The organism is Streptomyces sp. NPDC001970, from assembly GCF_053594115.1.
Window position 1 is genome coordinate 61,529 of sequence record NZ_JBSFDW010000017.1, and the last position, 25,790, is coordinate 87,318.

Annotated in this window: 22 protein-coding genes, 3 tRNA genes and 1 pseudogene; 12 read left to right on the top strand and 14 right to left on the bottom strand. The window is 70.1% G+C overall.

Annotation, left to right across the window (positions count from 1 at the left end):
* Position 1: 1 nt before the first annotated feature.
* The 3 genes from pstC to ACWCP0_RS21235 form a co-directional block, all read right to left on the bottom strand.
* The gene (pstC, locus tag ACWCP0_RS21225; protein ID WP_351231858.1) at positions 2 to 1,039 is read right to left on the bottom strand and encodes a phosphate ABC transporter permease subunit PstC; all 1,038 of its coding nucleotides are present in this window, start codon (positions 1,037 to 1,039) and stop codon (positions 2 to 4) included.
* Positions 1,039 to 1,527, bottom strand: a complete 489-nt coding sequence (locus ACWCP0_RS21230; protein WP_451080355.1) for a hypothetical protein — start codon at positions 1,525 to 1,527, stop codon at positions 1,039 to 1,041. The genes pstC and ACWCP0_RS21230 overlap by 1 nt, the downstream gene beginning before the upstream one ends.
* 227 nt (positions 1,528 to 1,754) lie before the next feature.
* Positions 1,755 to 2,378: an aminoglycoside adenylyltransferase domain-containing protein gene (locus tag ACWCP0_RS21235; RefSeq protein ID WP_451080356.1), complete on the bottom strand. Its 624-nt coding sequence runs from the start codon at positions 2,376 to 2,378 to the stop codon at positions 1,755 to 1,757.
* Positions 2,379 to 2,837: 459 nt separating this feature from the next.
* Here ACWCP0_RS21235 and ACWCP0_RS21240 point away from each other — a divergent pair, with 459 nt between their 5' ends.
* Positions 2,838 to 3,179 carry a YciI family protein gene (locus ACWCP0_RS21240; protein ID WP_451080357.1) on the top strand — a complete coding sequence of 114 codons (342 nt, stop codon included), beginning with the start codon at positions 2,838 to 2,840 and terminating at the stop codon, positions 3,177 to 3,179.
* A 583-nt stretch (positions 3,180 to 3,762) separates the two neighbouring features.
* Positions 3,763 to 3,840: pseudogene (locus tag ACWCP0_RS21245) on the top strand (hypothetical protein); the annotation flags it as partial.
* Positions 3,841 to 4,304: 464 nt separating this feature from the next.
* Here ACWCP0_RS21245 and ACWCP0_RS21250 read toward each other — a convergent pair.
* Together ACWCP0_RS21250 and ACWCP0_RS21255 are read right to left on the bottom strand one after the other, a co-directional pair.
* The gene (locus tag ACWCP0_RS21250; RefSeq protein ID WP_451080358.1) at positions 4,305 to 5,288 is read right to left on the bottom strand and encodes an aldo/keto reductase; all 984 of its coding nucleotides are present in this window, start codon (positions 5,286 to 5,288) and stop codon (positions 4,305 to 4,307) included.
* A 35-nt stretch (positions 5,289 to 5,323) separates the two neighbouring features.
* On the bottom strand, positions 5,324 to 6,247 hold the full coding sequence (locus ACWCP0_RS21255) for an SMP-30/gluconolactonase/LRE family protein (protein WP_451080359.1): 924 nt from the start codon (positions 6,245 to 6,247) through the stop codon (positions 5,324 to 5,326).
* Between the two features lie 123 nt (positions 6,248 to 6,370).
* Here ACWCP0_RS21255 and ACWCP0_RS21260 point away from each other — a divergent pair, with 123 nt between their 5' ends.
* On the top strand, positions 6,371 to 6,865 hold the full coding sequence (locus tag ACWCP0_RS21260) for an Lrp/AsnC family transcriptional regulator (protein WP_451080360.1): 495 nt from the start codon (positions 6,371 to 6,373) through the stop codon (positions 6,863 to 6,865).
* Between the two features lie 141 nt (positions 6,866 to 7,006).
* On the opposite strand, the gene ACWCP0_RS21265 is transcribed toward ACWCP0_RS21260, so the two are convergent.
* Both ACWCP0_RS21265 and ACWCP0_RS21270 read right to left on the bottom strand, forming a co-directional pair.
* On the bottom strand, positions 7,007 to 7,576 hold the full coding sequence (locus ACWCP0_RS21265) for a cation transporter (RefSeq protein WP_451080361.1): 570 nt from the start codon (positions 7,574 to 7,576) through the stop codon (positions 7,007 to 7,009).
* Positions 7,577 to 8,124: 548 nt separating this feature from the next.
* Positions 8,125 to 8,574, bottom strand: coding sequence for a winged helix-turn-helix transcriptional regulator (locus ACWCP0_RS21270; protein ID WP_451080362.1), 450 nt, complete (start codon positions 8,572 to 8,574; stop codon positions 8,125 to 8,127).
* A 236-nt stretch (positions 8,575 to 8,810) separates the two neighbouring features.
* On the opposite strand from ACWCP0_RS21270, the gene ACWCP0_RS21275 reads away from it, so the two are divergent.
* The 3 genes from ACWCP0_RS21275 (at position 8,811) to ACWCP0_RS21285 (ending at position 11,237) form a co-directional block, all read left to right on the top strand.
* Positions 8,811 to 9,581, top strand: a complete 771-nt coding sequence (locus ACWCP0_RS21275) for an SDR family NAD(P)-dependent oxidoreductase (RefSeq protein WP_451080363.1) — start codon at positions 8,811 to 8,813, stop codon at positions 9,579 to 9,581.
* A gap of 82 nt (positions 9,582 to 9,663) precedes the next feature.
* On the top strand, positions 9,664 to 10,224 hold the full coding sequence (locus ACWCP0_RS21280; protein WP_451080364.1) for an NADPH-dependent FMN reductase: 561 nt from the start codon (positions 9,664 to 9,666) through the stop codon (positions 10,222 to 10,224).
* Between the two features lie 641 nt (positions 10,225 to 10,865).
* Positions 10,866 to 11,237: a hypothetical protein gene (locus ACWCP0_RS21285; protein ID WP_451080365.1), complete on the top strand. Its 372-nt coding sequence runs from the start codon at positions 10,866 to 10,868 to the stop codon at positions 11,235 to 11,237.
* A 565-nt stretch (positions 11,238 to 11,802) separates the two neighbouring features.
* Here ACWCP0_RS21285 and ACWCP0_RS21290 read toward each other — a convergent pair.
* From ACWCP0_RS21290 to ACWCP0_RS21300, 3 genes are all read right to left on the bottom strand, one after another.
* A tRNA-Ile gene (locus tag ACWCP0_RS21290) sits at positions 11,803 to 11,879 on the bottom strand.
* A 178-nt stretch (positions 11,880 to 12,057) separates the two neighbouring features.
* Positions 12,058 to 12,130 (bottom strand) — tRNA-Asn (locus tag ACWCP0_RS21295).
* A gap of 5 nt (positions 12,131 to 12,135) precedes the next feature.
* A tRNA-Asn gene (locus tag ACWCP0_RS21300) sits at positions 12,136 to 12,208 on the bottom strand.
* 169 nt (positions 12,209 to 12,377) lie between these two features.
* Here ACWCP0_RS21300 and ACWCP0_RS21305 point away from each other — a divergent pair.
* From ACWCP0_RS21305 to ACWCP0_RS21325, 5 genes are all read left to right on the top strand, one after another.
* Complete coding sequence (locus ACWCP0_RS21305; RefSeq protein ID WP_451080366.1) at positions 12,378 to 12,680, top strand: YtxH domain-containing protein; 303 nt, start codon at positions 12,378 to 12,380, stop codon at positions 12,678 to 12,680.
* 114 nt (positions 12,681 to 12,794) lie between these two features.
* Positions 12,795 to 14,234 carry an FGGY family carbohydrate kinase gene (locus tag ACWCP0_RS21310; RefSeq protein WP_451080367.1) on the top strand — a complete coding sequence of 480 codons (1,440 nt, stop codon included), beginning with the start codon at positions 12,795 to 12,797 and terminating at the stop codon, positions 14,232 to 14,234.
* A gap of 235 nt (positions 14,235 to 14,469) precedes the next feature.
* Positions 14,470 to 16,203, top strand: coding sequence for an ABC transporter ATP-binding protein (locus ACWCP0_RS21315; protein WP_451080368.1), 1,734 nt, complete (start codon positions 14,470 to 14,472; stop codon positions 16,201 to 16,203).
* Positions 16,203 to 18,128, top strand: a complete 1,926-nt coding sequence (locus ACWCP0_RS21320) for an ABC transporter ATP-binding protein (protein WP_451080369.1) — start codon at positions 16,203 to 16,205, stop codon at positions 18,126 to 18,128. Before ACWCP0_RS21315 ends, ACWCP0_RS21320 begins: the two co-directional genes overlap by 1 nt.
* 101 nt (positions 18,129 to 18,229) lie before the next feature.
* Positions 18,230 to 18,544 (top strand): hypothetical protein, encoded by a 315-nt coding sequence (locus ACWCP0_RS21325; protein ID WP_451080370.1) that lies wholly within the window; start codon positions 18,230 to 18,232, stop codon positions 18,542 to 18,544.
* Here the strand turns inward: ACWCP0_RS21325 and ACWCP0_RS21330 are convergent.
* Positions 18,532 to 19,788 carry an RNA polymerase sigma factor gene (locus ACWCP0_RS21330; protein ID WP_451080371.1) on the bottom strand — a complete coding sequence of 419 codons (1,257 nt, stop codon included), beginning with the start codon at positions 19,786 to 19,788 and terminating at the stop codon, positions 18,532 to 18,534. The two genes, ACWCP0_RS21325 and ACWCP0_RS21330, sit on opposite strands and share 13 nt — an antisense overlap.
* A 152-nt stretch (positions 19,789 to 19,940) precedes the next feature.
* On the opposite strand from ACWCP0_RS21330, the gene ACWCP0_RS21335 reads away from it, so the two are divergent.
* The gene (locus ACWCP0_RS21335) at positions 19,941 to 20,930 is read left to right on the top strand and encodes a nucleotidyl transferase AbiEii/AbiGii toxin family protein (RefSeq protein WP_451080372.1); all 990 of its coding nucleotides are present in this window, start codon (positions 19,941 to 19,943) and stop codon (positions 20,928 to 20,930) included.
* 1 nt (position 20,931) lies between these two features.
* Here the strand turns inward: ACWCP0_RS21335 and dnaG are convergent, their stop codons facing one another.
* The 3 genes from dnaG to ACWCP0_RS21350 all read right to left on the bottom strand — a co-directional run bounded on the left by dnaG (position 20,932) and on the right by ACWCP0_RS21350 (position 25,672).
* On the bottom strand, positions 20,932 to 22,836 hold the full coding sequence (gene dnaG, locus ACWCP0_RS21340) for a DNA primase (protein WP_451080373.1): 1,905 nt from the start codon (positions 22,834 to 22,836) through the stop codon (positions 20,932 to 20,934).
* Positions 22,837 to 22,845: 9 nt separating this feature from the next.
* Positions 22,846 to 24,114, bottom strand: a complete 1,269-nt coding sequence (locus ACWCP0_RS21345) for an NAD(P)/FAD-dependent oxidoreductase (protein ID WP_451080374.1) — start codon at positions 24,112 to 24,114, stop codon at positions 22,846 to 22,848.
* A gap of 235 nt (positions 24,115 to 24,349) precedes the next feature.
* The gene (locus ACWCP0_RS21350; RefSeq protein ID WP_451080375.1) at positions 24,350 to 25,672 is read right to left on the bottom strand and encodes a deoxyguanosinetriphosphate triphosphohydrolase; all 1,323 of its coding nucleotides are present in this window, start codon (positions 25,670 to 25,672) and stop codon (positions 24,350 to 24,352) included.
* Positions 25,673 to 25,790: the final 118 nt, after the last annotated feature.

Genomic DNA, 25,790 nt, shown 5'->3' on the forward strand with positions numbered 1-25,790 from the left:
CTCAGGCCTCCGCCCCGCTGCCCGAGCGGCCGCGTGCCGCGACCGAGGACGCGATGAAGTTCACGACCAGCGTCATCAGGAACAGCGCGAGTCCCGCGGCCATCAGGGCCGACATGCCGAACTCGCTCGCGGAGCCGTAGCGCAGTGCGATCAGCGCGGACACGGAGTTGGTTCCGTTCTGCAGGACGTGCCACTGCACGACGAAGACCGGAGAGATGATCATGTAGACGGCGATGGTCTCGCCGAGGGCACGGCCGAGGCCCAGCATGGTGCCGCCGATCACGCCGCCCCAGCCGAACGGCAGGACGACGGCGCGGATCATTCCCCACTTCGTCGCCCCGAGCGCGAAGGCTCCCTCGCGCTCACCCGGAGGCGCCTGCGAGAACGTCTCCCGCATCACCGAGCAGGCGATCGGGGTGACCATGAGCGCCACGACGATGCCGGCGATGAAGCTGGAGGACGTGTAGACCGTCGTCGTCTGCAGCGGGTCGGTCGGGTCGGCCCCGTCGACCGCGAAGATCGGGATCCACGAGAAGTACGTGGAGATCCAGCGGGAGAGCCCGACGATGTACCCCTGCAGGAAGAAGGCGCCGCAGAGGCCGTACACCACGCTCGGCACGGCGGCCATGAGGTCGACGAGGCTGACGAGGGACGACTTCAGCCGCCGGGGCGCGTACTCCGAGATGTACAGCGCGGTGCCCAGCGCCAGCGGTACCGCGATGCTGATCGCCACGAGGCCGATGAGCACCGTGCCGGTGAGGACCGCGGCAATGCCGAAATTGTGCGAGTCCGGCTCCCACGCGGAGGTGGTGAGGAAGCCGAACTCGGCGACGCCGAGCGCCTCGGACGCACGGTAGGTCAGGAAGACCCCGACCAGCAGCATGACGGCCAGGACCACGGCCCCGCTGCCCCGCGCCCCGCCGCGGAAAAGGCGGTCCGCGAGCGCGCCCCTGCCCCGCACCGCACGCGGCGCGTCGACGGGCTCGGGCTCTGGACCGGGATCGGACGGGTGCCCGATTCCGGACACGACCACGGTCATCACGCACCCGCCCCGGCCCGGACGCCGACCGGCTTGCCGGCGTGACCGTCGTCGTCGGACTCTGCCCGCGTAGACCTGGGCCGCGCGGGACCCCGCTGCAACCCACCGCGCTGCCGCGGCAGGTTCGGCATCCCCTCGGCCAGCTGTGCCACCGGGACCGCCGCGAGGAACTGGTTGAGGTTGAACTGGCATTCCCGCTGGCGCAGATAGGGCCGTCCGGCGACCGCGAACACCCGCCCCTCGATCTCCACACGCCATGTCCAGTTGCTCGCCGCGTCCGACATGCTCATGAGCAGCCGGGCCCCCGCGACCTTCTCCCGCAGCTCGCCCACCGCGGCCTGGCACTCCGCGAGGCTGCCGAACGCCTCGGCGCCGCGCCCCAGTTCACGGTTGTTCGCACCGACCAGCCGCCATCCGACGGGCTTCTCCCCGCCATCCGGTCTCTGCGGCGATACGCGCACCACGTACAAGAAACGTGCACGAACCATCGAAACCACCCCCTTCCACTTCCACCCCGGCGCTATCGCCACAGGTCGGAAGATCTCCCCAAGCGCACCTGACGCTCGCGGGTTGTGAAGGGCCTGTGTGCACAGAAAGGTGAAGGCCGAACGGAGGGAAAATGAATGGGAGGCTCGGTAGAACCCAAGGTAATCGTGATCAAGGCCTTGATGACGCTGCGCGGATCCCGGGCCCTCGATGACGGTGCGTCAGGGACTTACCGGCTGCGGCGCGCGGCCGACTCCTCGATCGCGGCGACGAGCCGATCGGCGAGCGCGCGGACGTCCGGCAGGAGGTCGGTCCAGTCCTCCGCCGCGTCCCCGGCACAGATCGCTCGCGCGCGGCCCATCGCCGTCCGGTGCTCCACCGGGAGCCGGGTGAGCGCCCAGGCCGCGGCCGCGTCCTTCGACCTGATGTCCCCGGTCGCGAGCGTCGTCCAGATGCGCGCGAGCGCCAGGACGACGTTGCGCGTGTCCCCCTCGAGATCGTCGAGCAGCGCCGGCACACCCGCGACGACGGCGCGGACGAGGTCCTCGTGCGGGACGGGATCGAGCACCTCCCCCGGCGGCGGACCGAACAGCGGGGTGTCCCCCATCAGCACCATGGTGATCAGCGGCGCGAGGTCGGGGCACGGCGCCGGCGACGGCGTCCCGCCGCGCTCGTACTCGTCCCGCAGCCACTCGCCGTACAGGAACTCGCAGGTCGGCGGATAGCGCCAGGGACGGACATCGGACTGGACGACGACGGTCAGCTCCACGGGGCGGGAGGATCCCCGCCGAGCCCTGCTGCCGGAGATCTCCAGCAGCCCGTCGACAAGCGCGGGCGGGGCCGGTGCCCTCACGGATCGGGGTGAGGTCGATGACCACGGTGACGTACTTGTCGCCACGCCAGCACCGCACGATCGGGCTCGAGCCGCTGCCCGGTGACCTCCAGACCCAGCTTGTCGAGCCGACAGAACGTGGTCAGATCAGGACAGGCGAAAGCGGTCGGGGGGTAGCGTCGAGCACCTCGGCGTCTCCTGGATGGATGGCCTAGGAACCTCCATCATCTGGAGAACTCGACCCGCAACCCCCGCGCCGATCACGATCGTGTCGAAGTGATCCATGGCTGACCCTCCTTCGCGGGCGCGCGCTTGAGAACGTGCTCTCAGACGGCACCGCTCAAGCAGGTTCTGCGGGTCGGTCGCGACGCTCTACCTTGACCACATGTCGGGCGCCGGAGCCACAATCGGGCTGGGCACCAGAGCGGTGCCGCAGAGAAGAGCCGACGGATGGCGCCGCCGGAGCAGAGGAGTCCGCGAATGACGAAGTACCTGATCTCGTTCCCCGGTGAGGCCATGGTGTTCCCCAAGGAGGACTTCGAGGCGGTGGTCGAAGCCTCGCATGCCGTCATCGACGAGGCCAAGGCGGCGGGCGTGTACGTCTTCGGCGGCGGGATCGATGAGGACGTGGACCCGGTGCTCGTGGCCGGTGACGGCACCGTCACCGAGGGCACGTACCCAGGCCACAAGGTGCCCAACGGCGGCTACACCGTTCTCGAGCTGCCCTCGCGGGAGGCGGCACTCGAGTGGGCCGCGAAGATCGCCGTCGCCTGCCGCTGCTCGCAAGAGGTCCGGCAGTTCCAGTACGACCCGGCCAGCTGACGAGGGCACCTCAGCCAGAGTCGGTCGTGCGTCGCGCGCCCATAATGAAAGGCGTGCAGCAGCGCATGGGGCGGGTGACCTCGGCCGACCGCACCTCGCTGGCCTACTCGTCGATCGGAGCCGGTCGGCCTCTGCTGTACGTCAGCGGCCGGCTCAGCCATCTCGAGCTGAGTTGGGAGCTGTCGGAGGAGCGCGCCTTCTACGAGCGCCTGGCCGAGGGATGTCGGCTCGTACGATACGACCGGGCTGGATGCGGGCTGTCGCCCTACCCGGCCACCGACGCGCCGACCAGCCCTACACCCTCAACTGCGAGGAGCCGGATTACCGTCCACAGCACGGTGCCCCCGTCGACACGCCGACGGGGGCACACCTTGACAGCGGCCAGTCTGAATGGCTCTGCCAAGATTTCCGTGAACGGGCAGATGCCTCTGTGCGCCGGTGACGCTCCGTCACCCGGGCCGCGATAATCGCTCCGCGTGAGGAGCTGCTGAAGACGGTGTTGCCGCACCTCGGCGGGGTGCTGGTGGAGCATGTGGTGCCCGAGGGCGACCTGTTACGGATCGTGGCGGGCACGGTCGCGGCCGTGCCAGCGCCGTGCCCGGACTGCGGTGCGCCGTCGAGACGACGACACAGCGGTTACGAACGCCGCCTGGCCGATGTTGCGGTCGGAGGCCGCCGGGTGCGTATCGAGCTGATGATCCGGCGCCTGCTCTGCGACAACGCAGACTGTGTGCGCGTCACCTTCGCCGAGCAGGTCGAAGGGTTGACCGTCCGCTACGGACGCCGAACGCCGCTTCTCGGCCTCCTGCTGGAGGCGATCAGCGTCGTCCTGGCCGGGCGACCCGGCGCCCGGCCGGCGGAACTGCTGCCCGCGCCGGTCAGCCGCACCACAATGCTCCGACTGCTCATGTCCCTGCCCGATCCTGTGGCCGGCACTCCGCGCGTGCTGGGCATCGATGATTTCGCCCTGAAACGAGGTCACGTCTATGGCAGCATCCTGATCAACTGTGAGACTGGCGAGCCCGTTGACGTGCTCGAAGACCGGGAAGCCGACACCGCCGCCGCCTGGCTGTCCGGCCATCCCGTGTCACTGCAGCGACGGCCTCATGATCGGCTTCGCCCCGGCTACCAACGGTGGTGGACCTGCCCCCGGATGCGCCGGTCGTACAGGTCGCGCACGGCCCCCAGCGTCGCGCCCGACAGCAGTGGCAGTTCCGCGGCCGCCGCATTCGCGCGGGCCTGTTCCGGGGAGCGGGCGCCGGGGATCACGGTGGTCACGCCCGGCTGCTGGATGTTCCACCGCAGCGCGGTCTGCGCCGAGGTGGCGCCCTGGGGTGCCAGTTCCACGAACTCCGCCGCCGCCTCGACGCCGGACTCAAAGTCGACGCCCGAGAACGTCTCGCCCCGGTCGAAGACCTCGCCGTGCCGGTTGTAGGCACGGTGGTCGTCCTGCTGGAACACCGTGTCCTTGGTGTACTTGCCAGACAGCAGCCCCGACGCCAGCGGCACCCGCGCGATGATCCCCACCCCCGCCTCGGCGGCCGCCGGAAGCACCTGATCCAGAGGCTTCAGCCGGAAGGGGTTGAGGACGATCTGCACGCTCGCCGTACCTGGCCGGGCGATCGCCGTCAGCGCCTCCTCGCATGTCCTCACGCTCACCGCGTACGCCGCGATCCGCTGCTCCGCGACCAGCGTGTCCAGCCCGTCGAACACCTCGTTGCAGGAGTACACGGGCGCTGGCGGGCAGTGCAGCTGCACCAGGTCCAGCGTGTCCACGCCGAGGTTGGCCCGGGAACGGTCCGTCCAGGCGCGGAAATTCTCCAGCGTGTAGTTGGCCGGCAGCTGCTCCGACCGACGCCCCATCTTCGTCGCCACGAACACCCCAGCATCCGGGCGTTCTTGCAGGTAGCCGCCGATCAGCTGCTCGCTGCGACCGTCGCCGTACTCATCCGCCGTGTCGAAGAATGTCACGCCCGCCGCGACCGACGCGTCCAGCACGGCGAAGGCGTCCTCCGCGCGCACATCACCCCACCCCTCTCCCAGCTGCCAAGTCCCGAGCCCGACAACGGGCACCTTGCGGCCCGTCCTGCCCAATACGCGCTGCTCCATACGGTGATCCTTTAGGGAAGGGGTGGGGTTGGGGATCAAACCACCATCGGTGCCGCCGCAACCCCCATGACCAGCGAGTAGAGCGTGTCGTTCGCCGTGATGAAGAGGCGGTTCCGCCTCTGGCCGCCGAAGCGGATGTTGGAGACCTTGTTGGGCACCAGGATGCGGCCGAGCAGGGTACCGCCCGGGGAGTAGCAGTGCACTCCGTCGTCCATGGCCGCGGCCCAGAGGTGGCCCCGGTCGTCGAAGCGGAGGTTGTCGAAGCGAGCCTCCTTACGAGCCCCCGCTTCGGTGAAGATCTTGCCTTCCGACAGCGTGCCGTCATCGCGTACGTCGAAGACCCGGATGAAGCCTGCCCGGGTGTCGGAGACGTACAGCTCGCTCTCGTCGGCCGAGAAAACCAGGCCATTGGGCGCGCCGAAGCAGTCGGCGACCAGCTGCACTTCGCCCGTGGCCGGATCGATGCGGTAGACGTTGTTGCCGCCGATCTCGCTCTCGCCGCGCACGCCTTCGTAGTCGCTGGTGATCCCGAAGTCCGGGTCCGAGAACCAGATCGAGCCGTCGGACTTCACGGCCGCGTCGTTCGGGCTGTTGAGCCGCTTGCCCTGGTAGCGGTCGGCGAGCACGGTGAGCGAGCCGTCGTGCTCGGTGCGGGTGACCCGGCGATTGCCCTGCTCGCAGGTGACCAGACGGCCCTCGCGGTCCAGGGTGTTGCCGTTGGAGTGCCCCGCGGGCGAGCGGAAGAGGCTGACCGCTCCGGTCGCCTCATCCCAGCGCAGCATCCGGTCATTGGGGATGTCGCTCCAGATCAGCTGGCGCCAGGCAGGTATGTACAGCGGCCCCTCCGCCCAGCGGGAGCCCACGTGGAGCGTCTCCAGTTGCAGATCACCCGCGGCGCACTTCTCCGTACGGAACCTGTCGTCGAGTACTTCGTAAGGCGCGGGGCGGCCGGTGGCCATGTCCGTTCTCCTTCGGTCGTTCTGTGCTCCAAGCACTGAACAGTATCCTGCCGAAGCTGAGTATGGCAGGATGTCATATGGTAGGGCTAGGCGTTAGATGGAGCGGGTTTAGGAGAGGGCGTCATGGACGATGTGGACCGGAAGCTGCTGAACCTGCTGCAGGAGGACGCCACCCAGGCGTATGCCGCCCTGGGCAAGGCCATCGGACTCTCCGCGGGCGCGGCCCATGAACGAGTGCGCAAGCTGCGCGAGTCGGGGGTGATCCGCCGTACGGCGGTCGAGGTGGACCCCGCCGCGGTCGGCGGCGGCGTGCTGGCCTTCGTCATGGTCGACTCGTCCGCCTGGATGGGCGACGCCGGCGAGTACTTCGCGGCGATCCCCGAGCTGCAGGAGGCCCACATCATCGCGGGCAGCGCATCGGTCCTGGTCAAGGTCAGGACCGGGACGACCGAACAACTCCAGGACGTACTGCGGCGGTTGTACGAGATCGAAGGCGTCAGCGGCACCCAGGCGACGGTGGCCCTGGAGACGTTCTTCGAAAGGCCGGTGTCGACGGGAGTCCGAAGCACCCATGTACCGCCATCAGGCCAGCAAGAGCGAGTATCGCGGCCCGGGTGACGGAGCGTCACCGACGCACTGAGGCATCTGCCCGTTCACGGAAATGTTGGCAGGGCCGTCTGAATTCCCCACGTACGGCCATTTACGCCGTGACAATCTGTGATCGGGAGGCGCGGGTGCCCGTGGCTCTACGGCAAGTCGTCAGGGGCTGGCTGTCGGTGTTCTGAGCGTGCGCGCACCTTCGCGGAGCAAGAACAGCGCGATAAGGAGCGCGGCGACGGAGTCGGTCCACCACCAGCCCAGTGCTTCGTTCGCGACCAGGCCCAAGAGCGCGGTGGCGGCCAAGGTGCCTCCGACCAGGCTGAGGATGCCGTCGCCGCGCAGCGCGTGGCTGTGGAGCCGCTTGCTCAGCCGTACCTTGATCACACCCAACGGCGGGAGCAGCACCAGAGAGGCAGCTAGAAGCGCCGCACCCATGGCGCTCTGCTCAGGGTGGGCGTGGGTGAGCAGCGAGCGTCCGCCCTGGACGAGAACATAGGCCGCCGAGGCCAGCATCGCGGCGCCGACCACCCGGGTGGCGCGCCCCTCCACGCGCTGCAGCGCACGCGGGTCAGGGCTGGTCGGTCGCAGCTCACGGTTGAAGCGCCAGAGCAAGACTGTGGAGGCCGACCCGTCGATCACAGAGCTCAAGCCGAAGGCGAGCAGGGCCAGCGAACCGGTCACCGTGCCGGCCACCAGAGACGCCACGCCCGCGATCACGGCCCATGCCACCGAGCAAGCACACACCCGTACCGCTCCGCGAACACTTTCGCTGCGTCCACCGGTCGCGTCTACCGAGACGGACACCCGCCCGCCGGGCAACCCGATCCCGTCGCCGCTCACTCAGACCTCCCCACCCGCCCCAGCCCATCGGGGGCACGGTGCGCTCAGTCTCTCAGGCGAGCGAAACGAGCCCTCCGCGACCACGCACGGTGAGATCCACGGCCAGTTGGCTCGCCAGGAACTGGCCACCAGCGGGGAGATCCAACTGGCCACTGACAACACCTTCACGGCTTCACCTAGACGAGTGGTAGGCACGACCTGCGAGTCTCAGATCCTTGTCGCATCCGACTCTGATCCGACACCAACTCCGAGATTCCGACACGAAATTCGAGACCCGACCACGTCTGTGGGATCTCATCGGTCGCGGCCTACGACGATGCTGTGACCTGAGACGTCACGTGACGTCTCACTTGGTGTCTCAGCTGGCGAGTCTCGCGGTCGTGTCCGAATCCTCCGACCGCTGAAGAATCCCCCTGTGGCGCGAGGTCCACTCCGCCTCACGCCGGTCGCGTGCTGTGTGTGGCGCTCGTGTCGTACGTGTCCTGGTGGCGTCGGATCTCGATGTGGTGCTCGGAGCTCCAGGCGGCCAGGTGCTCGATGGCGGAGAGCAGGGAGGCGCCGAGGCCGGTGAGGGAGTACTCGACGCGGGGTGGCACCTCCGCGTAGGCAGTGCGGTCGACCAGCCCGCTGCGCTGAAGGCGCTTGAGGGTGAGGGTGAGCATGCGCCGGGAGATGGCGGGGATCATGGTGTCGAGGTCCGAGTAGCGGGCGTCGCCGGCGGCCAGGACGCCGATGACCAGCATGCTCCATTTGTCGCCCACCAGGTCGAGGATCTCGCGAATGAAGTCCGCGTCCCGCTCGTCCCAGCGCGCACACGGGCCCGAGAGGCGCAGTACGTTCGCCCGCGCCTTGTCGGCGGAAGCCGCCTGGCCCTCGTCGTTGCTCACGGATGACGCCCTTCCGGTGTTCCTCAGGAACATAAACATGCCTTTTGTAACCCTTGTCGCGCTCCTGCACAGTGGGCTGCGCACCAGGCGTCAACGCACTGGTCGAAGCGGTCGTTCTGCGCACAGGGCGGCAACCGCCGGGCACTTCGAGCGTATTCCCGCCTCATCGCTCCGGCACTGTTCCCGCCTGCCGCACCGGCGCCGCACCCTCACAAGCCGAAAGGATGCGCCCAGCTATGGAAGGGCTCAAGGACAAGGTCTTCATCGTCACCGGCGGCGGATCGGGCATCGGCGCGGCCACCGTGCGGCGACTGCTGGCCGAAGGCGCCCGAGTGACCGCGGCCGGTACCAGCGCCGAAAAGCTCGCGCGGACCTGCGAGCAGGCATCGGAAGCGGCCGATCGGCTGCTTACGGTCCAGTTCGACCTCCGGGACGAGGATTCCATCGCCTCTCTGGTCGCCCAGACCACTGACCGGTTCGGCCGGCTCGACGGCGTCGCCAATGTCGCCGCCGCCGTCAGCGCGGACCTCATGGCCCGCGACCAGGGCGTCGACACCATGGACCCCGACGTGTGGGCCGACATGATGCGCATCAACGTCACCGGCACCGGGCTCGTGATCCGCGAGAGCCTCCCCGCGCTGGTCGCCGCTGGCGGTGGCTCGATCGTCAACGTCTCCTCCCTGGCGGCGTGGCAGCGGGAATCGTGGCTCACCGCGTACGCCTCATCCAAGATCGCCCTGCACGCGCTCACCCGCCACACCGCCCATGCGTGGGGCCGAAAGAACATCCGGGCCAACGCCGTCGCCCCCGGGGTCGTCCTCACGGAGAACGTCCGCGCCGGCACGCCCCCCGAGGTCCGCGAGGCTCTGTCGGAGAAAACCGCGCTCCCGAGGCTTGGTGAGCCCGAGGACCTCGCCTCCATGATCGCCTTCCTCTTGTCCGCGGAGTCCAGCTGGATCACCGGCCAGATCCTGTCGGTGGACGGCGGCCTGACCATGCGCGAGTAGCGCTGCTCGCTACCGCAGACCAAGATCCACACCTCGCTCAGTACCCATCTGTTCCGTCGGCATGTCTATGTCTGGAGAACCCATGTCCGTCCACGTCCTCGCCCTCGTCGGCAGCCTGCGCTCCGGCTCGCACAACCGTCAGCTCGCCGAGGCCGCCGTCAAACACGCCCCCGAGGGCGTCGAGGTCACCCTCTACGAGGGCCTGGCCGAGGTGCCCTTCTACAACGAGGACATCGACACCGACGAGCAGCGTCCCGCCGCCGCCGCCCGCCTGCGCGAGACCGCCGCGCGCGCCGACGCGTTCCTGCTCGTCACCCCCGAGTACAACGGCACCATGCCCGCCGTGCTGAAGAACGCCATCGACTGGCTGTCCCGCCCGTTCGGCGCCAGCGCCCTGGCGGGTTCGCCGACTGCCGTCGTCGGCACCGCCTTCGGTCAGTACGGCGGCGTGTGGGCCCAGGACGACGCCCGCAAGTCCGCCGGTATCGCCGGCGCCACGATCCTGGAGGACGCCAAACTCGCGATACCCGGCTCAGTGACCCGCTTCGCCGAGACCCACCCGGCCGATGACACCGAAGCCGTCGCGCAGCTCAGGCAGGTGCTCAGCGCCCTCGCCGCCACCATCGAGGCCCCCGCGTCCTGAACCCCGTATACCCGGCACGCTCCGAGCGGAGGCGTTCCGGTGCCGGGTGGAGGGCAGGGACGGCCTTCCACCCGGCGTGATCCGTACACAAGGCGCACGGGCGGCGTGGGAACGTGGGCAACGTTCCGCTCCCCGCACCGGCTCCATAAATGACCGGGGTTACCGCACTCAGCAGTCGGCGCGGGGGCCATCTGGGGCCGGGCACCCTGATCGTACGGATGGTGTATGCCCGATCGGGACAGGCCGGTGAGATGAGAGTGCAGCGGCCGACATGGGTGACCTCTGCCGACAGCTCGTCGGTCGACCGGCCTCGGGCGAGGTTGCCGGTGAGCATCCCTGGGCACGCCAATCGATCATCGTTCGTGTGTAGCGTCCCTTGGGCCTGCAACGTCATTGTGCCAAGGTGATCGAGTTGCACGAAGCCCGCGACGCCGCCCACACGGCCTGGGTCCGCGCCGCGGGTAAGCAGGGCGCCGGATCGCGCGCCGTGCCTACCTCGACGCCAACGCCGCGCTCCGCGACGGCCGCAAGGGCAAGCGGAAGATCACCAGCGCCGCGACGATGCACCGCATCAACGCCACCCTCAGCTCATTCCTGGGCGCCGGAATGAAGAGGCTGAGTACTCGACCAACTTGGCCGCCGTGGTCGAGCTGCCGGCGGTCAAGCGGCCCAAGGCGCTCGTCTGGACACCGGAGCGAGTCGAAGAGTGGAAGCGCACGGGCCAGAAGCCCAGTGCCGTCATGGTCCGGACGCCGGAGCAGACCGGCCAGTTCCCCGACTTCGTCCACGACGACCGGCTCTGCGCCATGTGGCACGCCTTCATCTTCCGCGGCCCGCGCCGCGGGGAGATGTGCGCCCTGCCCTGGCCGGAGGTCAGCCTGACCGGCTCGTGGTTCCGCATCTCCGCGCAGATCGTTGAGATCGCCTACCGCCAGTACGACGAGGCCCCGAAGCAGGACAGCGTGCGTACCGTCACGCTCGACTCCCAGACGCGCGAGCTGTGGCAGCAGTAGCGGATGCGCCAGGACAGGGAGCGACAGCAGTGGTCCGGTGAGAAAGCGTGGGTCGAGACCAACCGGGTGTGGACCCACGAGAACGGCGAGCCCCTTCACCCCGACTGGATGAGCCTGAGATTCAAGCGGCTCGTTGAGCTGTCCGGGCTTCCCCCGATCCGCCTGCACGACACGCGGCACCTGACGGCAACGCCGGCGCTGCTGGGGAAAGCAGACATCAAGGTCGTCCAAGATGGGGCACAGCCCCCGCCAGATCACCTCGGACACGTACACAAGTGTCCTGCCTCAGCTCATGACGGCCGAGGCTGAGTCGACGAGCGCAGTCGTGCCGCGCCCCCGAAAGGCACGCCCAGGACGGGACGAGACCCAGTCGAAGGCCCAGGAAAAAGGCCCGGAGGCCGACGACGATGGTCCGGACGAGGGAATGCGCCCCGCCGCGTGACCCGCGTCCTCAATTTGTCCTCACGATCATGACACCATGACCAGGACGGGCCGCCAAGACCCTGCTGCGCTCGCCTCCGGCCAGCAAAGATGCTGGTCAGATCGTTTCTTCACCACTGGCCTGTGGTGGGGCGGGTGGGACTCGAACCCACGGCCGACGGATTATGAGTCCGCTGCTCTAACCGGCTGAGCTACCGCCCCTAACGGCGCGTCGCGCACATTTGTGCGCGCCGTCTGCCGCAGCATAGCCGCTCATACGATCTCCTGCCTCGGATGGTCGGCGTCGCTCTGACCATGAGGACTGCGCTGCCGCCTGCGCGGTTCCGGAAGCCGGGGAACACATGGAAAGAGGACCCCGTAGGGTCCTCTTTCTCGGCCGCTCCCCCGACTGGACTCGAACCAGTAACCCTCCGGTTAACAGCCGAATGCTCTGCCAATTGAGCTACAGGGGATCGCGCTCCCCCGACTGGACTCGAACCAGTAACCTGCCGGTTAACAGCCGGCTGCTCTGCCAATTGAGCTACAGGGGATTGCTGCGTGTGCACCGAACGTACCTACCCCGGGCTTCCCGGGCGGCGCTCGCTCGCTGCGACACATACATTAGCGCAAGCAGGGGGGTGCTCCGCCAATCGGTTCCCCCTGTGACCTCGTGACCTCAGATCCCGGCGTCGGGGACGGCGCAGGCGAAGGGTGGCAGCGATGCGATACCGGATCACGTTCATCGCCGGAGTGGCCGTCGGTTACGTGCTCGGCACCCGGGCCGGGCGCGAGCGTTACGAGCAGCTGAAGAAGTCCGCCCGGGAGTTCACGCAGAACCCGGCCGTGCGCAACGCCGCGGAGTCCGCCGCGCAGACGAGCCGCGAGGTGGCGGGGAAGGCGTACCACGCGGTGAGCGAGAAGGTCGGGGACCATGTGCCCGACTCGGTGGCCGAGCGGGTGCGGTCCCTGCGGGAGCGGAGTCAGGGCGGCGTCGAGGACGACTGGGGTACGACCAATACGTGAGGGGGACCGGGAGGCCCGGGCGGCGGGCCGGGTCCGGGACCGCACGGCGGGCCGGCGCCGCTCCGACCGTCCCCGGTCCGCCGCAGGCGCCCAAGTGCGGCAGAATCTAACGGCATGGGGATAGTCGCCGGGCTGGACAGTTCGTCCACCTTCACTCGCATCGTCGTCTGCGACACGGACACGGGCGCCGTACTGCGCCAGGGCTACGCACCGCACCCGGTCGAGGCCAAGGCGAGCGACGTCGATCCACAGGCGTGGCTGCTGTCGCTGGGTGAGGCGGCCGCCGGCGGGCTGCTGGAGGGCGTGCAGGCCATCGGTGTGTCGGCACAGCAGCACGGACTGATCCCGCTCGACGCGTCCGGGGCCCCGGTGCGGGCCGCGCTCGTCGGGAACGACAAGCGGGCGCAGGTCGCGGCGGCGGATCTGATCGAGGCGTTCGGCGGACGACAGGCCTGGGCCGAGGCCGTCGGGTGCGTACCGCAGTCGGGGCTGCCCGTCGCGAAGCTGCGCTGGCTGGCGCGGACCGAGCCCGAGGCGGCCCAGCGCACCGTGCTGGTGATGCAGCCCCACGACTGGCTGGTGTGGCAGCTGCTGGGCAGGCCCGTGCGCCGGACCACGGACCGGGGCGGGGCGTCGGCGACCGGGTACTGGTCGGCGGGTACGGGCTCGTACCGCCCGGACCTCGTGGAGATGGCGCTCGGCCATCAGGCCGCGCTGCCCGAGGTGCTGGGGCCTTCCGATGCCGCCGGAACCACTCCCGAAGGGCTGCTGATCTCCGCGGGCACCGGCGAGACCATGGCCGCCGCGTTCGGGCTCGGGCTCGGGCCCGGTGACGCGGTGGTGTCGCTCGGCGCCTCAGGTTCCGTGATGGCGGTGCACCACGAGGCACTCACCGACCCGTCCGGAATGATCACCTCCTACGCGGACGCCACCGGCATGCACCTGCCGGTCGTCCACACCCTCAATGCCGTGCGGGCCCTGCGGGGCACCGCCGAGCTCCTGGGCATCGAGGACCTGACCGAACTGTCCGCGCTCGCGATGAAGTCGACCCCGGGCGCCTCCGGTCTCGTACTGCTCCCCTATCTGGAGGGCGAGCGCACCCCGCATCTGCCGCACACCGCGGGCACCCTCACCGGGCTGCGGCGCGAGTCGATGAAGCGCGAGCATCTGGCGCGCGCGGCCTTCGAGGGCATGCTGTGCGGGCTCGCCGACGCGCTGGACGTGCTGCGCCGGCGCGGCGTGGACGTGCGGCGGGTGTTCCTGCTGGGGCAGGCCGCGGAGCTGCACGCGGTGCAGGCGGCGGCGCCGGCGATCTTCGCCGCGCAGGTCGTCGTACCGCAGCCCGCGGACTACGCGGCGCTCGGCGCGGCCCGGCAGGCGGCCTGGGCGCTCGGTGTGGCGCAGGGCACGCTCGCCCCGCACACCCCGCCGGCCTGGCAGGGGGCTGCGGCGCAGATCTTCGAGCCGGGCGACGACCTGCCGGTGGGCCAGGCGGTGCGGCAGCAGTACGTCGCGACACGGGAGCAGGTGCATCCGGGGGCGTTCGGCTCCTGACGCACGGACGCCGGGTCGTCAGGACTCCGGGACGCCGGGTCCCCAGGTCGTCAGGACTCCGGGTCGCCGTGAGCCCGCGCCCGCGCACCCCCCGGCCGTCGACCGTCGGGAGTGCGCGTCATCTCGTGGGTGCGCGTTCTTGACCTGGGTTTGGCGAAATCCTTTGGGCAGCGGGTCGTGGAGTGACGCAAGATTGGGGCGACTCCACGATTGTGCCGACCCGAGAGACCTTGGCGTGCTCATAAGACTGCTCCAAACGTTCCTGCTTCCGTACCGCAAACCCCTCGCCCTGCTGGTGGCTCTGCAACTGCTGCAGACCAGCGCCACCCTCTATCTGCCCACCCTGAACGCCGACATCATTGACAACGGTGTCGTCCGGGGCGACACCGGCTACATCCTGGCCTTCGGCGCGCTGATGGTCGCCGTCAGCATCGTCCAGGTCGTCTGCAACATCGGGGCCGTCCACTACGGAGCCAGGACCGCGGCCGCGCTCGGCCGGGACGTGCGGGCCGCCGTCTTCGACCGCGTGCAGTCGTTCTCGGCCCGCGAGGTCGGGCATTTCGGGGCGCCCTCGCTCATCACGCGCACGACCAACGACGTCCAGCAGGTCCAGATGCTGGCGCTCATGGCGTTCACGCTGATGGTCTCCGCGCCGATCATGTGCGTCGGCGGCATCGTCCTGGCGCTGGCCCTGGACGTACCGCTGTCGATGGTGCTGCTCGCGGTCGTGCCGGTGCTCGGCATCTCGGTGGCGCTGATCGTGAAGAAGATGCGGCCGCTGTTCCGGACCATGCAGGAGCGGCTCGACACGGTGAACCGGGTGCTGCGGGAGCAGATCACCGGCAACCGCGTGATCAGGGCGTTCGTGAAGGACCCGTACGAGGAGGAGCGGTTCCGCGGCGCGAACACCGAGCTGACGGATGTCTCCATGTCGACCGGCCGGCTCATGGCACTGATGTTCCCGATCGTCATGACGGTCGTGAACGTGTCGAGCATCGCGGTCGTCTGGTTCGGTGCGCACCGCATCGACAGCGGCGGGATGCAGATCGGCGCGCTCACGGCCTTCCTCGCCTATCTGATGCAGATAGTCATGGCCGTGATGATGGCCACCTTCATGTTCATGATGGTCCCGCGCGCCGAGGTGTGCGCCGAGCGGATCCAGGAGGTCCTGGACACCGGGTCGAGCGTCGTCCCGCCGGCCAGGCCCGTGCGGGAACTGCCACGCCACGGCCATCTGGCCGTGCGGGGAGCGCACTTCCGCTACCCGGGTGCCGAGGAGCCCGTCCTGCAGGACGTGGAGCTGGTGGCCCGGCCGGGCGAGACGACCGCGATCATCGGGTCGACGGGCAGCGGCAAGTCGACGCTGCTCGGGCTCGTCCCACGGCTGTTCGACGTGACCGGCGGCGAGGTGCTCGTCGACGGCGTGGATGTACGGCAGCTGGACCCGGCCCTCATGGCGCGGACCGTCGGGCTCGTGCCGCAGAAGCCGTACCTCTTCTCCGGCACGGTCGCCACGAATCTGCGGTACGGCAATCCCGACGCGACCGACGAGGAGCTGTGGCACGCGCTCGAGGTCGCCCAGGCCGCCGACTTCGTCCGCGCACTCGACGGCGCGCTGAACGCGCCGATCGCGCAGGGCGGCACCAATGTCTCCGGCGGGCAGCGGCAGCGGCTCGCGATCGCGCGGACGCTGGTGCAGCGGCCGGAGATCTATCTCTTCGACGACTCCTTCTCGGCCCTGGACTATGCGACGGACGCCGCGCTGCGCGGCGCGCTGGCGCTGGAGACGGCCGAGTCGACCGTCGTGATCGTCGCCCAGCGGGTGTCGACCATCCGTGACGCCGACCGGATCGTGGTCCTCGACGAGGGCCGGGTCGTGGGCACCGGTCGCCATCACGAGCTGATGGAGAGCAACGAGACATACCGGGAGATCGTGCTCTCCCAGCTGACCGAGGCGGAGGCTGCCTGATGGCGGGTCCTGGCGGACGCATGATGATGGGCCAGTCCGGCGAGCGGTCCATGGACTTCAAGGGTTCGGGCAAGCGGCTGCTGCGGCAGCTCGCCCCGGAGCGCCGCACCCTGTGGGTGATGCTGGCGGCCTCGGTGCTGAGCGTGGCCCTGTCGGTGGTCGGGCCGCTGATCCTCGGAAGGGCGACCGACCTCGTCTTCGCGGGTGTCGTCGGCCGCGAGCTGCCGGACGGCTCGACCAAGGACCAGGCCGTCGAGGGCCTGCGCGAGCGGGGCGACGGCGGGCTCGCGGACTTGTTGTCCGGCGTCGACTTCACGCCGGGCCACGGCATCGACTTCACCGCGGTCGGGAACGTCCTGCTGGTGGCGCTCGTGGTGTACGTGGCCGCGGGGCTGCTGATGCTGGTCGCGACGCGGGCCTCGATCCGGGTGATCAACCGGACCGTGTACCGGATGCGTGAGGACGTCCAGACGAAGCTGTCCCGGCTGCCGCTGTCGTACTTCGACCAGGCCAAGCGCGGCGAGGTGCTGAGCCGCGCGACGAACGACATCGACAACATCTCGCAGACCATGCAGCAGTCGATGGGCCAGCTGATCAACTCGCTGCTGACCATCGTGGGTGTGCTGGCGATGATGTTCTGGATCTCACCGCTGCTGGCGCTGGTCGCGCTGGTGACGGTGCCGCTCTCGGTGTTCATCGCGGCGAAGGTCGGCAAGCGCTCGCAGCCGCAGTTCGTGCAGCAGTGGCAGTCGACGGGCCGGCTCAACGCGCACATCGAGGAGATGTACACCGGCCATGCGCTGGTGAAGGTCTTCGGACGGCAGCAGGAGTCCGCGGCCGACTTCGCCGAGCAGAACGACGCGCTCTACGAGGCCGGGTTCCGGGCGCAGTTCAACAGCGGGATCATGCAGCCGCTGATGTTCTTCGTCTCGAACATCAACTATGTGCTCGTGGCCGTGGTCGGCGGGCTCCGGGTCGCCTCGGGCACGCTGTCGATCGGTGATGTGCAGGCCTTCATCCAGTACTCCCGGCAGTTCTCGATGCCTCTGACGCAGGTCGCGTCGATGGCGAACCTGGTGCAGTCGGGCGTCGCATCGGCCGAGCGGATCTTCGAGCTGCTGGACGCCGACGAGCAGGGGCCCGACCCGGCGGGCGCGGCCCGTCCCGAGAAGCTGCGCGGCGCGGTCGCGCTGGAGAGGGTGGCCTTCCGCTACGACCCGGAGAAGCCGCTCATCGAGGACCTGTCCCTGAAGGTCGAGCCGGGTCACACGGTCGCGATCGTCGGCCCGACGGGCGCGGGCAAGACCACGCTCGTGAATCTGCTGATGAGGTTCTACGAGGTGACGGGCGGCCGGATCACCCTCGACGGGGTGGACGTCGCGGCCATGTCGCGGGACGACCTGCGGGCCGGGATCGGCATGGTGCTGCAGGACACCTGGCTGTTCGGCGGGACGATCGCCGAGAACATCGCGTACGGGACGTCCGGCAAGGTCACGCGGGAGCAGATCGAGGAGGCGGCGCGTGCGGCGCACGCCGACCGCTTCATCCGCACGCTGCCCGACGGCTACGACACCGTCATCGACGACGAGGGCTCGGGCGTCAGTGCCGGCGAGAAGCAGCTCATCACCATCGCGCGGGCGTTCCTGTCCGACCCGGTGATCCTGGTGCTCGACGAGGCGACGAGCTCGGTCGACACCCGTACCGAGGTGCTGATACAGAAGGCGATGGCGCGCCTCGCCCACGGGCGGACGAGCTTTGTGATCGCGCACCGGCTCTCCACGATCCGGGACGCCGACGTGATCCTGGTGATGGAGAACGGTTCCATCGTCGAACAGGGCACGCACGAGGAGCTGCTGGCGGCGGAGGGCGCGTACGCACGGCTGTACGCGGCGCAGTTCGCGCAGGCGGTCGTCGAAGTCGACTGATGCGTACGGGAGACCGGGTCCGGCGGGAACGCCGGGCCCGGTCGACGGGCTACGGTGAGGCAACGACGGGGACAGCGGGGACAACGGGGAGGGCCGGGACCATGGGGAAGGGCGGGACCATGGGGAAGGGCGCGGGCGACAAGGAGGTCGGTCGGACGGGCGGCCGCCAGGCGACGCGACTGGGGATCTCGCTGGGCATGTCCTTCGGAGTCGCCTTCGGGCTGTCGACGGACAACCTGGCGGCGGGCATCGCGATCGGGACGGCCCTCGGCGTCGCCGTGGGTGCGAGCATCGACGCACGGACGAAACGGGAGGGGCGGACCGCCCCGCCCACGGACTCCCCCGACGACGGCCGGTCCCGCTGGACGGCCGGTCCGGATGGGCGGTCAGTCCCGCTGGCCGGTCAGTCCAGATAGCCGCGCAGTTGGTCGGCGAAGGCGTGGTCCCGCAGCTTGTTGAGGGTCTTGGACTCGATCTGGCGGATGCGTTCGCGTGTCACGCCGAAGATCCGTCCGATCTCCTCCAGGGTGCGGGGCCGCCCGTCGGCCAGTCCGTACCGGAGCTGGACCACCTTGCGCTCGCGCTCGCCGAGCGTGGAGAGCACCGCTTCCAGGTGCTCGCGGAGCAGCAGGAACGCCGCGGACTCGACGGGCGATGCGGCGTCGCCGTCCTCTATGAGGTCGCCGAGCGCGACATCGTCCTCCTCGCCGACGGGCGCGTGCAGCGACACCGGCTCCTGGGCGAGGCGCAGGACTTCGCCGACCCTCTCGGGCGCCAGGTCGAGCTGGGCGGCGACCTCTTCGGCGGTCGGCTCGTAGCCGCGCTCCTGCAGCATGCGGCGCTGGACGCGCACGACGCGGTTGATGAGCTCGACGACATGGACCGGGACGCGGATGGTCCGGGCCTGGTCGGCGAGGGCCCGCGACATGGCCTGGCGGATCCACCAGGTCGCGTACGTCGAGAACTTGTAGCCGCGTGCGTAGTCGAACTTCTCCACGGCCCGGATCAGCCCGAGGTTGCCCTCCTGGACGAGGTCGAGCATGGTCAGCCCGCGGCCGACGTACCGCTTGGCGACGGAGACGACGAGGCGGAGGTTGGCCTCGATGAGCCGGCGCTTGGCCATCCGGCCCATGACGACGAGCTTGTCGAGGTCGACGGCGAGCTGCGAGTCGAGGTCCGGGGTGCGCTTGAGCTTCTCCTCGGCGAACAGGCCGGCCTCGACGCGTCGGGCGAGCTCCACTTCCTCGACGGCGGTGAGGAGCGGAATCCGGCCGATCTCACGGAGGTACTGCCGGAAGAGGTCGGACGAGGGCCCGCTGCCGGTCTCCGCGCGCCCGCCCCGCGGCGGCTCGGGCAGCTCGGGCGCCTCGGACAGTTCCGGCACCGCCTCGGCGTCCGGCGTCGGTGGTGGTTGGTTCTCGGGGTGGTGCGCGGCCCGGCTCTGCGGGGGAACCGTCGTGACCGTATCGGCTTCTGTCAGGGTCTGGGTCTGGGTCTGCACGGTGGCGACCTCCAGGGTGAGCGCTGCCGGTTCGGGGGCAGGCGGCAGCGGGACGGGGGCGGCGGCCGGGCCGCTGTCCGTCCCGTACACGATGAGCGGATCCGCGGGGGTGTGTGGCCCACCTCCGGTGGACCGGCCGCGCTCCGAGGACTCAGGCACCGCACCCCAGTGTGGGGTACGACACATCTCTGCCACGAGGGGCGTGCGGTGACTTTTTGAGTCCGGTCCGTGACCGGGCGGTTACGGGGCTGCCTATCCAGGTGCGGGGTGGCGCGGACATCTGGGACGCTCGGCTCCAGGGGGGTGGAGCCATGAGCACCGCATGGGAGCGGCGCCGGATTCCGCGGGGCCCGGAAGACCCGGACGAGCCCGGGGCGGAGCGCCGGCGGCGCAGACTGGAGCTTCCTCGCACGCTCGTGACGTTCAACGGGCAGGGCATGCAGCAGGAAAAGGTCTTCGATCCGGCTCTCCTGCACTTCGGCGAAGCATTCCGGCCGGGAGAACCGACGTTCACCGACGACAACGCGGCCGCGGCCTGGCGAACGGCGCGCCGGGAAGCCCTGAACTCGGTGCTTGCCGCGATCTCGGGCTCGGCATGGGTGGACTCGCTGGTACTGCGCGGCAGCGTGCTGCTCGACGTCTGGTTCGGCACAGCCGCGCGGGAGCCGGGCGACCTCGACTTCGTGGTGGTACCGCCGGACTGGCGCATCGAGCAGGGCCGCACCCAGCGCATGTTCGACGGGATCGCGGAGGCCGCCGAGGGTGCGGCGCAGGAGCGCGGCGGCGTCGTCCGCATCTTCGCGGACGGGGCGCAGTCCGAGTACATCTGGACGTACGACCGGGTGCCCGGCCGGCGCATGGTGCTGCCGTGGGCGGCGGACGGTGACGCACGCGGGACGGTTCAGCTGGACTTCGTCTTCAACGAGTTCCTGCCGGTGCCTGCGGAGCCGACCGAGGTCGGGGCCGGATCGCTGCTGTGGGCGGTCACACCGGAGCTGTCGCTCGCCTGGAAACTGCTGTGGATGTTCACGGACTTCCATCCGCAGGGCAAGGACATGTACGACGCCGTGCTGCTCGCCGAGCGGTACCCGCTGCGCCACGAGCTCCTGGAGGAGATCTTCAAGACCGACGACTCGGCCTGGTACGCCAAGAACCCCGTGACGCTGAGCGTCTTCGAGGATCTCGACGGCGAGCGGGAATGGGCGGGCTTCCGCGCCGAGTATCCGCACCTCGCCGGCGAGTACGGGGCCCACCGCGAGCGGCTGCTCGCGGCTCTCGCGCCCACCTTCGCCGGCCGCTGAGTCAGAGCGCCTCCGCGCCCCTGCTCCGCAGCGACTGTCCGTACTGCTGCAGCACCCACAGCTCGTTCTGCACGGCCGCGTGGTGCTCCGGGTCCCCGTGGGCGCCGACGCGGGCGAGGGTGCCCTGGACGTCGCGGATGCGGCGGTCGACCGCGCGGAGGCGGACCTGGACGAGCTGGTCGCCGGCGTAGGTCTCGTCGATCGTGCGGCCGTGGACCGCTTCCACGGCGAGCTCGGTGATCATCGCGCGGACCGTGTCGTCGGGCGCCGCGTCACGGACCCGGGCGAGGTAGGACGGCGCGTCGGGCACGCCCGGCTCCGCGCCGCCCGCGTCGGCGATGGCCTGGCGCACGGCGGCGTAGGGCGGTGCGGTGAACTCGTCGACCCCGTACGCGTCGAAGGCCGGGGAGACCAGCTCCGGGTACTGGAGGGCGAGCTTCAGCAGCTCGCGCTCGGTGCGGTGGGCGGGGCTGCGGAGGTTGAGCGCGGGGCCGCTCGGACCCGCGGCGGGGCGCGCGGTGTCGTACGACGGCGCCTGGCGCGCGGGCGCCGGGCCCTGGCCGCCGCCGCGCTCCCTGGCCCACCGCGCGAGCTGCCCGACCCGCTTCACCACGAACTGGGTGTCGAGGATGCCGAGGAGCCCCGCGAGTTGGACGGCGACCTCGTGCTGGGACGCGCTGTTCTTGATCCGGGCGACGATCGGCGCGGCCTCGTCGAGCGCGGCGGCCCGGCCGACCGGGGTCTCCAGGTCGTAGTTCTTCACGAGGTGCCGGATCGCGAACTCGAAGAGCTGGTTGCGCGGCTCGGCCAGCTCCCGCACGGCCTCGTCACCCTTGGCCAGGCGAAGCTCGCACGGGTCCATGCCGTCGGGCGCGACGGCGATGAAGGTCTCGGCGGCGAACTTCTGGTCGTCCTCGAAGGCGCGCAGGGCGGCCTTCTGGCCGGCCGCGTCACCGTCGAAGGTGAAGATCACCTTCGCGCTGCCGTTGTCCATCAGCAGCCTGCGGAGGATCTTGATGTGGTCGGTGCCGAAGGCGGTGCCACAGGTCGCGATCGCCGTGGTCACCCCGGCGAGATGGCAGGCCATGACATCCGTGTAGCCCTCGACGACCACGGCCCGGCTGGACTTGGCGATCTCCTTCTTCGCCAGGTCGATGCCGTACAGCACCTGGGACTTCCTGTAGATCGCCGTATCGGGGGTGTTCAGATACTTCGGGCCGTTGTCGTCGTCGCGGAGCCTGCGGGCGCCAAAACCGACGACATCGCCGGAAATGTCCCGGATGGGCCACATCAGCCGTCCGCGGAAGCGGTCGATGGGGCCGCGGCGGCCGTCCTGGGAGAGCCCGGACAGGATGAGCTCCTTGTCGGAGAAGCCCTTCCCGCGCAGAAAGCGGGTGAGGTGGTCCCAGCCCGCAGGGCTGTACCCGACGCCGAAGTGCTGGGCCGCCGCCTGGTCGAAGCCGCGCTCGGCGAGGAACTTCCGGCCGATCTCGGCCTCCGCGGAGGTCTCCAGCTGCTCGACGTAGAACCGGGCCGCGATCTGGTGGGCCTCGACCAGGCGGATGCGTTCGCCCCGCTGGTGGCTCGGGTTGTACCCGCCCTCCTCGTACCGCAGCGTGATGCCGGCCTTCGCGGCGAGCCGCTCGACCGCCTCGGAGAAGGAGAGGTGGTCGACCTTCATCACGAAGGTGAGGGTGTCCCCGCCTTCCTGGCAGCCGAAGCAGTGGAAGAGACCCTTGCTCGGACTGACCTGGAAGGAGGGGGACTTCTCGTCGTGGAAGGGGCACAGGCCCTTGAGGTTGCCACCGCCCGCATTGCGCAGCTGGAGGTATTCGGACACGACGGAGTCGATCGGGACCGCGTCCCGTACCGCCTTCACGTCGTCATCGTTGATCCTGCCTGCCACGCACCGATTCTACGGGGCCGGTGTGACAGCACTGAGCGGAGTGGCCGGGTCGGCGAGGGCCTCGGCATCAACGGGCGCGCCGGAACGGATGAGTTTCTGGATGGGCTCGGTGACGTCCCACACATTGACGTTCATTCCGGCGAGAACCTTGCGGTCCTTCAGCCAGAAGGCGACGAACTGCCGCTTGCCGACGTCGCCGCGGAGCACGACCTGGTCGTACGAGCCGGGGGGCGCCCAGCCGGAGTACTCCATGCCGAGGTCGTACTGGTCGGAGAAGAAGTACGGGATCCGGTCGTACGAGACCTCCTGGCCGAGCATCGCGCGGGCGGCGGCGGGACCGCCGTTCAGCGCGTTCGCCCAGTGCTCGACGCGGAGCCGGATGTCGAGGAGCGGGTGGTGCACGGCCGCGACGTCGCCGGCCGCGTAGATCTCGGGGTCGGAGGTGCGCAGGGAGGCGTCGACGGCGACGCCGCCGCCGTGGGCACGGTCGACGAGGGCGAGCCCGGCGGCTTCGGCGAGGCCGGTGCGCGGGGCGGCGCCGATGGCGGCGAGGACGCTGTGGGCCGGGTGCTCCTCGCCGTCGTCGGTGCGGGCGGCGAGGACCATGCCGTCCTGGCCGATGATCTCGGTGAGGCGGACGCCGAAGTGGAAGCGGACGCCGTGCTCCCGGTGGAGGTCGGTGAAGATCTGGCCCAGCTCGGGGCCGATCACCTGGTGGAGCGGGGTGGGCTCGGGCTCGACGACGGTGACCTCGGCGCCGTAGCCACGGGCGGCGGCCGCGACCTCCAGGCCGATCCAGCCGGCTCCGGCGATCACCAGATGGCCGTTGTCACGGCCGAGGCCGGCGAGCACCTGCCGCAGCCGGTCGGCGTGGGCGAGGCGGCGCAGGTGGTGGACGCCCGCGAGGCCGGTGCCCGGGATGTCGAGGCGCCGGGGCTCGGAGCCGGTGGCGAGCAGCAGCTTGTCGTAGCGGACGGTGGTGCCGTCGCCGAGGCGCACGGACCGGCCCTCGCGGTCGACGGAGGTGACGGGCTGGCCGAGGTGCAGTTCGACGTCGTGCTGGGCGTACCAGGCCGGCTCGTGGACGAAGGCGCTCTCCCGCTCCTCCTTGCCGGTCAGATAGCCCTTGGAGAGCGGCGGGCGTTCGTACGGGTGGTCGAGTTCGTCACCGATCAGGATGACCCTGCCGGTGAATCCCTCGGCGCGGAGGGTTTCCGCAGCCTTGGCTCCGGCGAGTCCCCCGCCCACGATGACGAATGTCTGATGCGCGTCGACCACTTGATGCCTCCTCTTGGCTTCCGCTTCCACTGCACGCTACGCCGCCTTCTGCGAGCCTCCCGCACGGAGCGTGATGGGGGAAGAGGGGGTGTCCCGGCGGGCGTGTCGGTTCAGGCCATCTCGCGACGCACACCGCCTGACCGGGCGGGCCCGGCCGCGCGGTCGGTCGCGGCGCGCTCAGCGGACGCGCTCGGCCGCCGGCGCACTCGGCAGACGCGCTCACCCGCCGGCGCACTCAGCCTCGGGGCGATGTCAGGCGGGCGTGGAGCGTGCGGGCCGAGGCGTCCGTGAGCGAGGCGATCTGGTCGACGATCACCCGCTTGCGCGAACGGTCGTCGTCCGCCGCCTCGTACTGCGCGCGGAACTGCGGGTCCAGGCCCTCCGGTGCGCGGGTGACCAGGGCGTCGGCGAGCTCGGCGACGACGATGCGCTGTTCGGCCCGGAGCGCCTCCTGCTCGGCGCGCTGCATGACATAGCGGTCGGCGACCGCCTTGAGGACCGCGCACTCGAGGTGGGCCTCGTCCGGGACGACCAGCTCGGCGGCGTACCGCGTGAGCCGGCCGGTGCCGTACGCCTGCCGGGTCGCGCCCTCGGCGGCCAGGCAGAACCGGCCGATCAGCTGGCTCGTCGCGTCCTTGAGGCGGGCCTGGGCGACGGCCGAGCCGTCGTAGCCGTGCGGCCACCACTCCTCGTCGACGAGCCGGTCGAGTGCGTCGGCGAGCCTGTGCGGATCGGTGTCCTTGGACACGTAACGGCCGATGGCCACCGCCCAGATCTCCTGGCGCTCGTGCTCGGACAGCAGCGCATTCGGGTCGATGTGCCCGGCGTGGAGGCCGTCCTCGAAGTCGTGGACCGAGTAGGCCACGTCGTCCGACCAGTCCATGACCTGCGCCTCGAAGCACTTCCGATGGGCGGGGGCGCCTTCCCTCACCCAGTCGAAGACGGGGAGGTCGTCCTCGTAGACCCCGAACTTCGGCGAGTCGGGATCGGTGGGGTGGCCGCCGCGTGCCCAGGGGTACTTGGTCGCGGCGTCGAGCACCGCGCGGGTGAGGTTGAGGCCGACGCTGACCAGCTCACCCGTGTCGGAGGAGTGGACGAAGCGCTTGGGCTCGATACGGGTGAGCAGCCGCAGGGACTGAGCGTTGCCCTCGAAGCCGCCGCAGTCCTTGGCCACGTCGTTGAGCGCCTGCTCGCCGTTGTGCCCGAAGGGGGGATGGCCCATGTCGTGGGCGAGGCACGCGGCCTCCACCAGGTCGGGGTCGCAGCCGAGCGCGGCGCCCAGCTCACGGCCGACCTGGGCGCACTCCAGGGAGTGGGTCAGGCGCGTGCGCGGGCTCGGGTCCCAGGCCGCGCTGCGCGAGCCGGGGGTCACCACCTGGGTCTTGCCGGCGAGACGGCGGAGCGCCGCGGAGTGCAGCACACGCGCGCGGTCGCGCTGGAAGGCGGTGCGGCCCGGGCGTTTGTCGGGCTCGGCGGCCCAGCGCGCGGTGGCCGCGGCGTCGTAGCGCTGATCGACGCCGTGGTCGTGGGGGTGGGTGCTGCCCGTGGTGCCTTCCATGCACCTGACGGTAACCGCAGACGGGGACAGCGTCGCTCAGGCGGTGACCAGTCGACGCCGGTTCGCCGTGGAGAGGCCGGCCGCCGTCTCGTCGTAACGCTGCAGCACGAGCCGCGCC

Excerpts from the sequence above, each read along its gene's own strand:
- pstC (WP_351231858.1), bottom strand. The coding sequence starts at position 1,039 with ATGACCGTGGTCGTGTCCGGAATCGGGCACCCGTCCGATCCCGGTCCA.
- ACWCP0_RS21230 (WP_451080355.1), bottom strand. The coding sequence starts at position 1,527 with ATGGTTCGTGCACGTTTCTTGTACGTGGTGCGCGTATCGCCGCAGAGA.
- ACWCP0_RS21240 (WP_451080357.1), top strand. The coding sequence starts at position 2,838 with ATGACGAAGTACCTGATCTCGTTCCCCGGTGAGGCCATGGTGTTCCCC.
- ACWCP0_RS21250 (WP_451080358.1), bottom strand. The coding sequence starts at position 5,288 with ATGGAGCAGCGCGTATTGGGCAGGACGGGCCGCAAGGTGCCCGTTGTC.
- ACWCP0_RS21255 (WP_451080359.1), bottom strand. The coding sequence starts at position 6,247 with ATGGCCACCGGCCGCCCCGCGCCTTACGAAGTACTCGACGACAGGTTC.
- ACWCP0_RS21260 (WP_451080360.1), top strand. The coding sequence starts at position 6,371 with ATGGACGATGTGGACCGGAAGCTGCTGAACCTGCTGCAGGAGGACGCC.
- ACWCP0_RS21275 (WP_451080363.1), top strand. The coding sequence starts at position 8,811 with ATGGAAGGGCTCAAGGACAAGGTCTTCATCGTCACCGGCGGCGGATCG.
- ACWCP0_RS21280 (WP_451080364.1), top strand. The coding sequence starts at position 9,664 with ATGTCCGTCCACGTCCTCGCCCTCGTCGGCAGCCTGCGCTCCGGCTCG.
- ACWCP0_RS21305 (WP_451080366.1), top strand. The coding sequence starts at position 12,378 with ATGCGATACCGGATCACGTTCATCGCCGGAGTGGCCGTCGGTTACGTG.
- ACWCP0_RS21310 (WP_451080367.1), top strand. The coding sequence starts at position 12,795 with ATGGGGATAGTCGCCGGGCTGGACAGTTCGTCCACCTTCACTCGCATC.
- ACWCP0_RS21320 (WP_451080369.1), top strand. The coding sequence starts at position 16,203 with ATGGCGGGTCCTGGCGGACGCATGATGATGGGCCAGTCCGGCGAGCGG.
- ACWCP0_RS21325 (WP_451080370.1), top strand. The coding sequence starts at position 18,230 with ATGGGGAAGGGCGGGACCATGGGGAAGGGCGCGGGCGACAAGGAGGTC.
- ACWCP0_RS21335 (WP_451080372.1), top strand. The coding sequence starts at position 19,941 with ATGAGCACCGCATGGGAGCGGCGCCGGATTCCGCGGGGCCCGGAAGAC.
- ACWCP0_RS21350 (WP_451080375.1), bottom strand. The coding sequence starts at position 25,672 with ATGGAAGGCACCACGGGCAGCACCCACCCCCACGACCACGGCGTCGAT.